General features: G+C 62.3%; 10 protein-coding genes. 3 read left to right on the top strand and 7 right to left on the bottom strand.

Annotated elements, in window-relative coordinates; all coding sequences use genetic code 11:
- Positions 1 to 6 precede the first annotated feature (6 nt).
- A complete protein-coding gene (locus OVA07_RS06925; protein WP_268170731.1) occupies positions 7 to 1,137 on the bottom strand; it encodes a Gfo/Idh/MocA family protein in 1,131 nt (376 codons plus the stop codon).
- A gap of 183 nt (positions 1,138 to 1,320) precedes the next feature.
- Between OVA07_RS06925 and OVA07_RS06920 the strand changes: the two genes are divergently transcribed.
- A complete protein-coding gene (locus OVA07_RS06920) occupies positions 1,321 to 1,995 on the top strand; it encodes a TetR/AcrR family transcriptional regulator (protein ID WP_268170730.1) in 675 nt (224 codons plus the stop codon).
- Between the two features lie 45 nt (positions 1,996 to 2,040).
- On the opposite strand, the gene galU is transcribed toward OVA07_RS06920, so the two are convergent.
- Positions 2,041 to 2,928, bottom strand: coding sequence for a UTP--glucose-1-phosphate uridylyltransferase GalU (galU, locus tag OVA07_RS06915; protein WP_268170729.1), 888 nt, complete (start codon positions 2,926 to 2,928; stop codon positions 2,041 to 2,043).
- A gap of 137 nt (positions 2,929 to 3,065) precedes the next feature.
- On the opposite strand from galU, the gene murA reads away from it, so the two are divergent.
- Positions 3,066 to 4,349, top strand: coding sequence for a UDP-N-acetylglucosamine 1-carboxyvinyltransferase (gene murA, locus OVA07_RS06910; protein ID WP_268170728.1), 1,284 nt, complete (start codon positions 3,066 to 3,068; stop codon positions 4,347 to 4,349).
- Here murA and arfB read toward each other — a convergent pair.
- The 4 genes from arfB to pabB are packed head-to-tail and all read right to left on the bottom strand — an operon-like array spanning position 4,346 to position 8,372.
- Positions 4,346 to 4,759 carry an alternative ribosome rescue aminoacyl-tRNA hydrolase ArfB gene (gene arfB / locus OVA07_RS06905; protein WP_268170727.1) on the bottom strand — a complete coding sequence of 138 codons (414 nt, stop codon included), beginning with the start codon at positions 4,757 to 4,759 and terminating at the stop codon, positions 4,346 to 4,348. The genes murA and arfB overlap by 4 nt on opposite strands.
- A complete protein-coding gene (locus OVA07_RS06900; RefSeq protein ID WP_442789665.1) occupies positions 4,749 to 5,411 on the bottom strand; it encodes an RluA family pseudouridine synthase in 663 nt (220 codons plus the stop codon). Before OVA07_RS06900 ends, arfB begins: the two co-directional genes overlap by 11 nt.
- The gene (locus OVA07_RS06895; RefSeq protein ID WP_268170725.1) at positions 5,411 to 6,580 is read right to left on the bottom strand and encodes a pyridoxal phosphate-dependent aminotransferase; all 1,170 of its coding nucleotides are present in this window, start codon (positions 6,578 to 6,580) and stop codon (positions 5,411 to 5,413) included. The genes OVA07_RS06900 and OVA07_RS06895 overlap by 1 nt, the downstream gene beginning before the upstream one ends.
- Positions 6,581 to 6,584: 4 nt before the next feature.
- Entirely contained in the window at positions 6,585 to 8,372 is a 1,788-nt protein-coding gene (pabB, locus tag OVA07_RS06890; RefSeq protein WP_268170724.1) for an aminodeoxychorismate synthase component I, read from the bottom strand.
- Positions 8,373 to 8,475: 103 nt separating this feature from the next.
- Between pabB and OVA07_RS06885 the strand changes: the two genes are divergently transcribed.
- Complete coding sequence (locus OVA07_RS06885; protein ID WP_268170723.1) at positions 8,476 to 10,050, top strand: helicase HerA-like domain-containing protein; 1,575 nt, start codon at positions 8,476 to 8,478, stop codon at positions 10,048 to 10,050.
- 46 nt (positions 10,051 to 10,096) lie between these two features.
- Here the strand turns inward: OVA07_RS06885 and OVA07_RS06880 are convergent, their stop codons facing one another.
- A complete protein-coding gene (locus tag OVA07_RS06880) occupies positions 10,097 to 12,766 on the bottom strand; it encodes a M1 family metallopeptidase (RefSeq protein ID WP_268170722.1) in 2,670 nt (889 codons plus the stop codon).
- Positions 12,767 to 12,823: the final 57 nt, after the last annotated feature.

Here is a 12,823-nt window from a genome sequence, read left to right as displayed (position 1 = left end):
CTCTCCTCAGCCTTCCAGCTTGACCCAGCCCGCCTTGGCGCGGCTGGCCGAAACGGCGGTATCGATAAAGGTCATGCCGCGCACACCATCGGCAATGCCGGGTAGCAGCGGGGCGGTTTCACCGCGCACCAGCGCAGCAAAATCGCGGTAAAGGTTTGCAAAGGCTTCGAGATAGCCTTCAGGATGTCCTGCCGGAGTGCGAGTGCGCGATGCTGCATCCGGGCCAAGCTGGCTTCCGCCGGCATGGATGATCTCGGTCCGCCCGTCGAGGCTGTGCATGGTCAGGGTGTTGGGCACTTCCTGCTTCCACACGATTCCGCCCTTGTCGCCGTAGGCGCGGATACGCAGACCATTCAGTTCACCCACTTCGATCTGGCTGGCCAGCAGCACGCCGCGCGCGCCCCCAGGTTGACCATTGTCGAAACGCAGCAGGATGGTGCAATCATCATCCAGCAGACGCCCCGGCACCACCGCGCCAAGATCGGCCAGCATTTCAGTCACGCGCAGGCCAGTGACGAATTCGGCAAGCTGGAAGGCGTGAACGCCGATATCGCCAATACAACCGCCAAGACCCGCCTTGGTCGGATCGACGCGCCATTCGGCCTGCTTGCCCACGGCTTCACCCGCCAGCCAGCCTTGCGGATATTCGACAACGACCTTGCGGATCGTGCCGATTTCTCCAGCGGCGATGCGGGCGCGCGCTTCACGCACCAGCGGGTAACCGGAATAAGTATAGGTCACCCCGAACGGCAGCCCTGCCGATGCGACCAAGCCCGCCAATTCATGCGCTTCGGCCAGAGTGGCGGTCAACGGCTTGTCGGTGATGACCGGCAGGCCCGCGGCCAGTGCCGCGCGCGCCGATGGCAGGTGATTGTGGTTGGGGGTGACAATGGACACGAAATCAATGCCGTCGTCGCGCGCGGCTTCGCCAGCGAACATCGCATCAAGCGAAGGATAAGCGCGTGCAGGATCAATCCTGTAGCTTTCGCCTGCTGCCGCGCTGCGGGCCGCATCGCTGGAGAACACACCGGCCACCAGTTCAATTTCACGGTCCATCTCTGCCGCAAAACGATGAACCGGACCAATGAACGCCCCCGGTCCGCCACCAATCATCCCCATCCGCAAACGACGCACCATCGATCTCCCTGTCAACGCTGTCATTAGAAATTCCATTCTATTTCTATATAGTGATCCGAGGTCAGGCAATCCCCGGATCGCTCCTGCCCATTTTTGACTTCACGTTGGGCCACAATTCATGCCAAGAATGCCAGCGCATAAATTCTAGAACTGCAATTCTTTTATCGGCGGATATCATAAAGCATGCCACGGGGCGCAAACAAGCAGACATCTGAAACTGGTCTTGCGGTGGAAACGGTAAGCCGCAAACCCCAGCAGGGCCGCAGCAAGGCTTCGCTGGAACGCATGCTGGTGGCCGCACGCGAACTGATGCTGGAACGCGGCAGTGAAGATTTCACGCTGCAGGACGTCAACCAGCGCGGTAATGTCTCCATCGGGTCCATCTATCTGCGGTTTCAGAGCAAGGAAAATCTGGTTCGTGCGGTGATCGCCCGCGTGCTGGAAGATCTGGCACAAGCCGAAGAAGTGATGATGGCGGAAATTCTGGCGATGTCAGACACGCTGGAAGAATTCATGCCGCGTTATGTGGCCGGATATGCCGAAGTCCTGCGACTTAACGCCCCGCTTTTGCGGCTGGCGATGGAACGTGCGTCGTTTGACCCGTTGGTATCCAAGCCGGGCAAGGACCACGCGCTGATGGCAACGCGGCGCGGCATGGATGCAATGCTGCGCTACAGGGATTCTTTCGGTGGCAGCGACCACGAAACCAAGGCCACATCTGCTTACAAGATCGTGTTTGCCACGCTGGCCCGCCAGTTAAGCCTTGGGTCCAGCGGCGAGGCCGCGCACGATTATGACTGGGAAGTGCTGAAGCGCGAACTGGGCCGCATGTGCGTGGCCTATCTTCGCGGGGATTGATCCTGTTGCCGGGCCTCGATTTGCGCAAGGCCCGGCACTGGACAATCAATCTGCCAGCAAGCGGCGCATGATGGCGCGCACTTCATCGGCCATATCATCGCGTTCAAGCGCAAGCGAAAGCGTGGCTTCAACGAAACCGGCCTTGCTGCCGCAGTCGAAACGGCGACCTTCGAACTTGACCGCGTGGAAGGGCTGCTGCCCGATCATCCGCGCCATGGCGTCGGTCAACTGGATTTCGCCGCCCGCGCCCTTGCCCTGACCTTCCAGCATGCGCATCACTTCAGGCTGAAGGATATAGCGGCCGGAAATGATGAGGTTGGACGGCGCTTCTTCCCGCTTGGGCTTTTCGACCAACGCCGTAACTTCGGTCAGGCTGTCGGAAATCTTCGCACCCGGAGCGATCACCCCATAGCTTGAAACTTCTGCTTCCGGCACTTCCAGCACGGAAATCAGGTTGCCGCCCACTTCGTTATAGGCATCGACCATCTGCTTCATGCAGCCCGGCGAGCCGACCATCATTTCGTCCGGCAGGAAGATGGCGAAAGGTTCATCACCCACCACAGCGCGCGCGCACCATATGGCATGACCCAAGCCCATCGGAACCTGCTGCCGCACGGTCACCAGATTGCCCGGTTGAATACGGGTTGCAGCCAGCACTTCCAGATCTTTACCGCGGTCGCGCATTGTGCGCTCAAGCTCGAATGCAGTGTCGAAATGTTCAACAATCGCGGTCTTGCCACGGCCCGTCACGAAAATCAGCTGCTCGATGCCAGCTTCTCGTGCTTCATCAACGGCATACTGGATCAGCGGGCGGTCGATGATCGGCAGCATTTCCTTTGGAATGGCCTTTGTGGCAGGAAGAAAGCGCGTGCCAAGCCCGGCCACGGGGAACACCGCCTTGCGGATCGGCTTTTTCTGATTGATCGACGTCATGCTGCAGGGTCATCCATGCTATGTTGCGCACACTTATTGCACTGCACAATTACTTAGGGAAAATGTCAACACCGCTTCGAACATATTACAGTGTGCGTCATGCTTGCGCGTGACGGCAAACCGGTTAAACGACGCCAATGGACAAGATCATCATTCGCGGCGGCAAGCGCCTTTCAGGCACGGTTCCGGTTTCCGGCGCCAAGAATTCGGCACTGACACTGCTGCCTTGCGCATTGCTGACAGACGAACCGCTGACCCTGCGCAACCTGCCGCGTCTTGCCGATATCGACGGGTTCCAGCACCTGATGAACCAGTTCGGCGTGTCCACATCCATCGCAGGCGCGCGGCCCGAAGATTTCGGCCGGGTGATGACGCTGCAGGCCACGCGGCTGACATCCACGGTCGCCCCGTATGATCTGGTGCGCAAGATGCGCGCGTCGATACTGGTGCTTGGCCCCATGCTGGCGCGCGGTGGTGAAGCCACGGTTTCGCTGCCGGGCGGCTGCGCCATCGGCAACCGCCCCATCGACCTGCACTTGAAAGCGCTGGAAGCGCTGGGCGCGACGATCGAACTGGCCGCAGGCTATGTCCGCGCCATTGCCCCTGATGGCGGGCTGCCGGGCGGACGCTATTCCTTCCCGGTGGTATCAGTTGGCGCGACCGAAAACGCGCTGATGACTGCCGTGCTGTGCAAGGGCAAATCCACCCTGCACAACGCCGCGCGCGAACCCGAAATCGTCGATCTGTGCAACCTGCTGGTGGCCATGGGCGCACAGATCGAAGGCATCGGCACGTCCGACATCACCATCCACGGCGTCGACCGTCTGCACGGCGCAACCTACATGGTCATGCCGGACCGGATCGAGGCCGGCTCCTATGCCTGCGCGGCAGCGGCGACCGGGGGCGAAGTCATGCTCAATGGCGCGCGGATCGAAGATATGGAAGCAACCGTGCAGGCCCTGCGTGATGCAGGCGTCCATGTCGAACCGCGCAAGGGCGGCATCTATGTTGCTGCCGATGGCCCGCTGAAGCCGGTGACCATTTCGACCGCGCCCTACCCCGGCTTTGCCACCGACATGCAGGCGCAGCTTATGGCGATGCTTTGCCTTGCCGAAGGATCGTCGGTGCTGACCGAAACGATCTTTGAAAACCGTTACATGCACGTTCCCGAACTGAACCGCATGGGCGCGCGGATTGAAACCAAGGGCCGAACCGCCGTGGTCCATGGTGTCAGCGGGCTGACCGGTGCCGAAGTGATGGCGACCGATCTTCGTGCATCAATGAGCCTGGTGATCGCAGGCCTTGCCGCCGAAGGCGAAACGCAGGTCCACCGCCTGTATCACCTTGATCGCGGGTATGAACGGCTTGAAGAAAAGCTGTCACTGATGGGCGCCGAAATCGAGCGCGTAGGCGGAGACTAATCCAGCCGCACCTTGCCGCGCCCGGCCTTTACGGTGCTGCGGATTTTCTTGCCTTGCAGCCGCTGCACCTTGCCCACGCGGTTGAGGCGGGATTTGGCGCGCTTTTGCGGCAGGTTGCAGGCTTCGCGCAGCAGTTCACCCAGACGTTTGCGCGCGTCTTCGCGGTTCATTTCCTGCGTGCGATAACTGCGCGCGGTCAGCACGATTTCACCCTTGGCGGTGAATTTGCTGCCCGCCAGTTCCTTCAGCCGGTGGAACACTTCGGGCGACAGACCCAGCGCAAAGACGTCGAGCCGCAACTGCACCGCCGTTGCCACCTTGTTGACGTTCTGCCCGCCCGGCCCGGCGGATGCGATGAAGCTTTCCTCAACCAGCGTCAGCGCCCGCGCGATGACCGCATCAGCGTTCACTTAAATCCTCGAAACCAAGCATGGCGAAATCGATCGGCAGCGGTGCGGTGGCGGCAATTGGCGGCTTTTCTCCGCGCGTAACCGTCAGCGCGGCAGCGTGCAGCATGGTGCGCGGCGCACCCTTGCCATCGCCATAGATCGGATCGCCCAGCAGCGCCGCCCCAAGGCCCGCCAGCGCATGAACGCGAATCTGGTGCGTGCGGCCGGTTTCGGGGCGAAATTCCACCAGCGTCATGCCGGGCTTGCGGCTGACCACTTTCCAGTGGGTGATGGCAGGCTTGCCCTTTTTCGCGGGGATCATGCGCCAGCCCTTTTCGGCAGAGCTGATCTTGGTCAGCGAAAGCTCGATGGTGCCGGAATCACCCTCAACCTCTGCCGCGACCACGCCGAGATAGACTTTCTCTACCTCGCGCGCTTCGAACGCGGCGGAAAAGCGCTTCAGCGCCTTGGGATTGCGGGCCAGCAACAGGCAACCCGACGTATCGCGGTCAAGCCGGTGAACCGGGAAAGGTTCGCGCTGAAAGCCGAAGCGCAGCGCATCCAGATGATCTTCAAGGCTGACACCGCCCGCGCGGGGACGATCCAGCGGCAAGCCTGCAGGCTTGTCGATCACCAGCGCTTCACCGTCTTCGAACAGAATGGAAAAATCGATCACGCCACAGCCTTTTCTATACGCCGCAGCGCTTCTTCAAGTTTTGCCTCGTCTGCGGCGAAGCTGATGCGAAAGCCATCCTTTCCGCCAAAGGCAGAGGCTGGAACAACCGCAACACCGCTTTCCAGCAGATGCAGGCACAGCGCGTCATCATCGCCAAAGCGGGCCATCAAGGGCGCGGCATCGACCATGCAATAGAACGCGCCATCGGGAATGGGCGTGGACAGGCCGGGAATGGCATTGATCGCAGCGCAGACCCTATCGCGCCGCGCCCGAAAGCGTTCGCGCCAATCCAGCAGAAAATCCTGCGGGCCTGCAAATGCGGCGACCGCAGCGGCCTGGCTGATCGAGGCAGGATTGCCCGACGAATGCGACTGCAAGCGCCCCATCGCGCCGATCAACCATGCCGGGCCTGCCGAAACGCCGATGCGAAACCCGGTCATCGCGTGGCTTTTGGACACACCCGAAACAGTCAGGATACGCTCGACCAGATCGGGGCATTCCACCGCCAGCGTGGCGTGGGCACCCGTGCCATAGCGGAGCGGGGCATAGATATCGTCGCTCATCACCAGCACGCGCGGGTGGCGGCGCAGCACTTCGCCCAATGCGCGCAGTTCTTCGGCGGGATAGGTCGCGCCGGTGGGGTTGCCAGGGCTGTTGAGCAGGAGCCAGCGCGTGGCAGGCGTGATCGCGGCTGCGAGTTGGGCCGCGGTGATGCGGAAACCGCCCGCCGCATCGGTTGGCAGGTCCACCACATCCGCGCCTGCGAAGCGCACGATTTCGGGGTAGCTGACCCACCACGGGCTGGGCACCAGCACTTCGTCGCCGGGATCGAGCGTGGCCAGCAGCGCATGGAAGATGGCCTGCTTGCCGCCTGCACTGACGATCACTTGCGATGCCGGCACCGTAATGCCCAGATCGCGCTCGAAATGCAGCGCTGCCGCTTCGCGCAAACGCGCCGTGCCCGCAACGGCGGTATATTTGGTGTCGCCCGCGTCCAGCGCGTCTTTCGCCGCCTGCACCACATGGGCGGGCGTGGCGAAATCGGGTTCGCCCACGGACAGCGAGATTACATCGCGCCCTTCGGCCCGAAGCTGGATCGCCCGGTCGGTGATGGCGGTGGTGCGCGAAGGCGCGATGCGCGCAAGGGCGGCAGAGAGTTGGTTCATAATCTTATGCGCCCAGCAGCCGCGCCGGGATCAACCCGCGCAGGGCATTGCCGACGAAGAAACCACCGGACAGATCATCCAGCGTCAGGTCCGCTTCCACCGCACGGCCCGTTTCAATCAGGCTGCGGCGCAACACGCCGGACAGCAGCCCAAGATCGGCGCGCGGGGTGAGCAGAACACCATCGCGTTCGACAAAAATGTTGGTGAACGTGCCTTCGGTAACCAGCCCGTCATCGCGCAGAAACAGCGCTTCACCCGCACTGGCCTTTTTCGCTGCGGCCAGGCCCGCTTCGTAAAACACGCGATCAGTGGTCTTGTGGCGCAGGCGCCAGTCACCATCGGACACCGGCAGCGGCAACACCGCGCAAGTCAGGCTGTCCAGCGGCGCTGGCAGCGGAGAGGCATCGAGCGCGTGAGCACCGCCCTTTGAGACCACCAGCCGCACTTTCGAAGGCACGTCCAGATCAAAGCACAGGGCATGAATGGCATTGCGGATGGCGTGACGGTCAAAGCTGAAACCCAGCGCCAGCGCGCTTGCTTTCATCCGTTCAAGGTGGAGTTCCAGCAGTTCGATCCCCTTGGCAGGGTCGAAGGCCATCGTCTCGATCAGATCGGCATGTCCGGCGGACAGTCGCAAGAAATTCCCCTTTACCACGCATTCGCGCCATTCGCCGATCATCTGGGAATCGGCCACAACAGCCGATCCCACCCCCATGACCGCGCGACCGCCGGATGAACCGGGCAGGTCGCATTCCAGACGCACCGTGCGGATTGCCACATTGAACGCAGCATCGCCAGTGCGGTCTATCCGCCCGATCGAGCCACAATAAAGCCCTCGCGCATCACGTTCCGCTGCATGGATAATCTCCATCGCGCGGATCTTGGGCGCGCCGGTGATGGAACCGCAGGGGAAGATCGACCGTAGCAGACTGCGCACATCCTGATCGGGGGCAAGACGCGCACGCACCGTGGTCACCATCTGGTGAACGGTGGGGTAGCTTTCGATGGCGAAAGGCGCTTCAACCTTGACCGATCCGGCCTGCGACACACGCGAAAGGTCGTTGCGCATCAGGTCCACGATCATCAGGTTTTCGGCACGGTCCTTCACGCTGGCGACAAGGTCGGCCTTGAAGCGCGCGTCTTCTGCCTCTGTCGCGCCGCGCGGGGCGGTGCCCTTCATCGGGCGTACTTTGGCGTCACCGCCTGCCAGTTCAAAGAACATTTCGGGCGAGAACGACAGGTGCCAGTGCGCCCCGTCCCAGATCACCCCGCCATAGCCTGCGCGCGCATCGCGCCGCACATCGGCATAGATCGCCAGTGGATCGCCATCCCACGTTCCGGCCAGCGGGAAGGTCAGATTGGCCTGATAGATATCGCCCGCGCGGATGGCGTCCTGAACCAGATTGAAAGCACGGGCATAGCCGCCAGATGACAGCGCTGGTCCCATCGGGCCAAGCCTGCCGGGGCCACTGGCTTGGCGCGCCAGCCATTGCTCCACATCGGCCGCCGCCATGGGCGTAACCGTGCCAAAGCGCGCAAACCATACCAGCGGGCCTGCTGCACCACTACGCCCAGCGGCCAGCGGAGCAAGGCGGGGTTCCAGTGCAAGGCCCGCCTCATAAGCCAGATAGCCCGCCCACTCGCCCGGCGTTGCGGCAATACGCTCCAGCGCGGCTTCCACATCTTCTGCACGGCGCGCGACCACAATTTCGAGCGCGTCCTGATACAGGCGCGCGTCGGCTGGCCCTTCGCTGCGGGCGTCGTCAAGGAGGATGAAGGGGGCGCGGGTCATGGCTTCCTGCGCGCTCTAGCCGTTCCCCGCTCCGGATGCAAAAACCCCTCGCACATCGTTTGCCCGCCGCCTAATCTCGCCCCATCATAAGGGGTCTTACTGCATGGATGATATCTACCTCGGCCTTGCGTCCAACGGCGAACGGCAGGTTTTGCGGCTGGGCCGCGCCAACCGCCACGGGTTGATTGCGGGCGCGACCGGCACGGGCAAAACCGTGACGCTGCAAGGGATTGCCGAACAGTTTTCGCGGTGCGGCGTGCCGGTGTTCATGGCCGACGTCAAGGGCGACCTTGCCGGCATCACCATGCCCGGCAGCCCCACGTTCAAACATGCCGCATCGCTGGAAGCCCGCGCCAAGGAACTGGGCATCACCGATTACGCCTATTCCGACAATCCGGCGGTGTTCTGGGATCTCTATGGCGAAAGCGGCCACCCCATCCGCACCACCATTTCGGAAATGGGGCCGCTGTTGCTGGCGCGGCTGATGGGGTTGAACGATACGCAGGAAGGCGTGCTGAACATCGCCTTCCGCTATGCCGATGATAACGGCCTGCTGCTGATCGATCTTGCCGACCTGCAATCGGTGCTGGTCGCCTGCGCCGAACAGGCGAGCGAGCTGGCCACGCGATATGGAAATGTGTCCAAAGCAAGCGTCGGCACGATCCAGCGCCAGTTGCTGGCTTTCGAAAGCCAGGGCGCAGACCGGTTCTTTGGCGAACCCGCTTTTGAAATCAACGACTTCCTGAAAGTGGACGATCAGGGGCGCGGCATGCTCAACGTGCTGGCGGCTGAAAAGCTGATGCAAAGCCCCAAGCTTTACGCAACCTTCCTGCTGTGGCTGCTGTCCGAACTGTTCGAAGCCCTGCCCGAAGTGGGCGACCCGGAAAAGCCGTGCCTAGTGTTCTTCTTCGACGAAGCGCACCTGCTGTTCGATGATGCCCCGCAGGCGCTGATGGAAAAGGTAGAACAGGTTGTCCGCCTGATCCGGTCAAAGGGTGTGGGCGTCTATTTCGTCACGCAGAACCCCATCGATATTCCCGAAAAGATTGCAGGCCAGTTGGGCAACCGCGTGCAGCACGCCCTGCGCGCCTTTACCCCGCGCGATCAGAAAGCGATCCGCGCGGCAGCGGAAACCTTCCGCATCAACAAGGAACTGGATGTCGAAACGGTCATCACCGAACTGAAAGTGGGTGAAGCGCTGGTTTCGACGCTGAACGACGATGGATCGCCTTCGGTGGTGCAGCGCACGCTGATCGCCCCGCCGCGGTCACGACTGGGGCCGCTGACGCCGAAAGAACGCGCGATCATCCAGTCGGTCAGCCCGTTCGACGGCAAATACGATACGGCGGTCAACCGCGAATCCGCCGCCGAGGTGCTGGCGCAAAAGGCATCTGATGCCGCCGCCGCCGCGCAGCAGGTGGAAGATGAAGGCGAGGAGAAGCAGCGCGCTTCTGCCCGGAAGACGCCATCGATGTGGGAGCGCGCCGGAAAGGCGGCGGCAGGCGCGGTGGCTTCTTCGGCAGGAGCTGTCATCGCGGCGCAGATCACCGGCAAGAAATCACGCGCGGCGCCAGTGGCTTCGGGGGTAACCGCCGTGGTCGGATCGATCGCCACCTCCATCGGCGGCGAAGCCTTTGGCCGTTTTGCGCGCGGTGTGTTGGGCGGGCTGTTGCGCTGATCTAAAAAAGGCCCCCTCCTTGGTGTGAGGAGGGGGCCTGATCTGCTTACTTCTTCTTTGCGTTCAACCAGTCGGACAGGCCCTTGACGAACAGGGGCCGCGCCTTGGCCTTTTCCGTCAAACCGCCGATCACGCGATCAACCGGGCGGGCCGCTTCAGCCGGGACGCTGGCCTTGAACGCTTCCAGTTTGCCGATCATCGCCGGATCGTTCGACGCGCGGCCAAGGCTGGCGATGAAGGTCACGCGGCTTTGCGCATCGACCAGTTCTTCCACCTTGGCGCGGTTGGCCACGGCAAAGTCATACGTTGCATCGGGGTGCAGACCCGCTGACGCCACGATCATGGCAGCGCTGGTGGTCTTGCCTGGCCCATCGGTCATCGCCAGATCGCGCGCGGCACTGGCCAGGGCGGCATCCGCCGGACGGCCCAGCAGAGTGTAAAGGAACTGACGCTCGACTGCGCTGTTGGAAGCGGCTGCCATCTTGCGGATCGCGTCCCAGTCCGCCTTGGTAGCGTTGCGGGCAACGATGTTCATCCAGGTGGTCTTCAGCGGGCCGTCGAGCGCTTTCGGGTTCGCTTCGAGCGCGGCAAAGCGGCGGCGCGCTTCGGCCACGACTTCGGCATCGCCCATCGTGCCAAAACCGCCGATCAGCGTGGCACGAAGGTCCGCATCGGGCAGGCTTTCATTGGCCTTGGGTTCAAAACCCAGCGCTTTCAGGCGCGGCTTGTATGTCGTGGCCACCCGCGCGGCGAGCCTCTTCTGGGCCGCAGGGTCTTTTTCCAGCGCACGCCAGGCGCCAACGAAATCATCGAAGGCATTGCCCGCCACCACCGGGTTTGCATTACCCGGAACCGCCGCAAGCAGATCGAACGACGGCGCAAACGGCTGATAGCCGCTGGTCGACAGCGCAAGGCTGTCAGCGATCAGCCCCATCTGGTCGACAGGCTTAAGGCCCGGCATCGCGGTCTTGAGGTCGGCCAGCATCTTGGGCGTGTAAAGCGAGCGGTAGTAGCCAAGCTGGCCCGCGTTGATAACGATAGGACCGCAGCCATTGACGGTGACGGTTGCCTTGCCGCCGTCAAGCACGGTGCGCACCGGTTCACCGCTGCCGCTTGCCACCAGCAATGGCACCTTCCACGCCTGCGGCTTGGCCGTCACATCAGCCTTGCGGTCAATGCTGAATTCGCCCTGTTCGAGCATGACCGTAGCCACACCCTTCTTGCAGGTCATGCCCGTCACCTTGACCAGCGGGATGCCGGGCTTGGTGGTAAAGTCCATGGCGACTGAAGTAAGCCCCGGCGCGCCTGCCTTTTCCACCGCCTGCCACAGATCCTGCGAGCGGGTATTGCCGAACTTGTGATCGCGCATGTAGGCCCGCAGACCATCGCGCCACACGCCTTCACCGGCAAAGGCTTCCAGCATGGAAATGACCGCTTCACCCTTTTGATAGGTGATCGCGTCGAAAGCCTGATTGGTTTCGTCAACTGTCTTGATTTCCTGCACGATGGGGTGCGTGGTCTTGAAACCGTCCAGCCCCATTGCCGCTTCGCGCCCGTTCACACGCTCCAGCAGCGGGAACCAGTCGGGGTGGAAATGGTCGGTCGCCTTGGTTTCCATCCAGCTGGCAAAGCCTTCGTTCAGCCACAGGTCTTCCCACCACGCCATGGTGACTAGGTTGCCGAACCACTGGTGCGCCACTTCGTGCGCCTGCGTGGTGACGATGTTCTGACGGGCCGCCGCACTGGTGATCGCCGGATCGTTCAGCAAGATCCGCTCGAACGTCAGGATGCCGCCCCAGTTTTCCATGGCCGAAAAGAACTGCGACTGGCCGGGTGCGGCCACGTTATCCAGCTTGGGCAGCGGATAGGGCTGGCCGAAGTAATCGGCATAGAACGGGATCAGCGGAGCCAGTTCGTCGAGCGCGAACCGCGCCTGTTCGCCGCTGCCTTTGGGGCTGACGATACCCGCCTGCACGCCGGGCGCGGCCTCCTTGGCCATGCGTTCAAAATCGCCCAGCGCGAAGAACAGCAGGTAGGACGACATTTTGGGACTGGTGCCAAAGGTTACGCGCTTCAGGCCTTTGCCCAGATCTTCTTCCTTGAGGGCGGGCATGTTGCCCACGGCCATCTGGCTTGACGGAACCACGGCGGACAGATCGAACGTCGCCTTATAAATCGGTTCGTCGAACATCGGGGCAAAGCGACGCGCATCAGGCGCTTCGAACTGTGTGAACAGGCCGCGCACCTCCTTGCCCGTGATCTTGTCAGGGTAATCGAGCGCGAACAGGCCATTGGCCTGCGTATTGATAATGCCGGAATAGACCGTATCGAGACGGTATTTGCCGGGGCTGAGCGGCTGGGCAGCGGCAAACTTCGCGGTCTGGCTGGCGGGGTCCATCGTGATGGTTACCGGCATTGCCGTGCCACCTGCAGGCGTCAGCGTGGCCGACGAAATCTTGAGATCAAGCGCATGGAGCGTGAGGAACGGCGTCGCCTCGGTAACTTCAAGATCGACCGACGACGTGCCTGCAAACGTCAGGTTCGCGGCATCAGGCGTGATCGCGATGGTATAGTGCGAAGGGTGCGCAACGCGCGGCAGATCGGTATGGACGCCTGCCGCCGCAGACGGGTTCACCGAAGCATTCTGTGCAATCGCGGGAACAGACAGGCTGGCAACGGAAAGTGCGAGCGCTGAAACAAGTGAAATGGGACGCATGCTGATCGAAACTCCCCGGCGCAATGAAGTTTGGTTGCGCTAGCAACCATCCTGCAG

Origin of the sequence: Novosphingobium sp. SL115, from assembly GCF_026672515.1 — a bacterium.
GTDB lineage: Bacteria > Pseudomonadota > Alphaproteobacteria > Sphingomonadales > Sphingomonadaceae > Novosphingobium.
Note: the sequence above shows the minus strand (reverse complement) of the source record. Positions and strands in the feature narration are given on the sequence as shown.

Bases quoted from the DNA above. Each gene is read 5' to 3' on its own strand.
- OVA07_RS06920 (WP_268170730.1), top strand. From the start codon at position 1,321: ATGCCACGGGGCGCAAACAAGCAGACATCTGAAACTGGTCTTGCGGTG.
- OVA07_RS06895 (WP_268170725.1), bottom strand. From the start codon at position 6,580: ATGAACCAACTCTCTGCCGCCCTTGCGCGCATCGCGCCTTCGCGCACC.
- pabB (WP_268170724.1), bottom strand. From the start codon at position 8,372: ATGACCCGCGCCCCCTTCATCCTCCTTGACGACGCCCGCAGCGAAGGG.
- OVA07_RS06925 (WP_268170731.1), bottom strand. From the start codon at position 1,137: ATGGTGCGTCGTTTGCGGATGGGGATGATTGGTGGCGGACCGGGGGCG.
- OVA07_RS06885 (WP_268170723.1), top strand. From the start codon at position 8,476: ATGGATGATATCTACCTCGGCCTTGCGTCCAACGGCGAACGGCAGGTT.
- galU (WP_268170729.1), bottom strand. From the start codon at position 2,928: ATGACGTCGATCAATCAGAAAAAGCCGATCCGCAAGGCGGTGTTCCCC.
- murA (WP_268170728.1), top strand. From the start codon at position 3,066: ATGGACAAGATCATCATTCGCGGCGGCAAGCGCCTTTCAGGCACGGTT.
- OVA07_RS06880 (WP_268170722.1), bottom strand. From the start codon at position 12,766: ATGCGTCCCATTTCACTTGTTTCAGCGCTCGCACTTTCCGTTGCCAGC.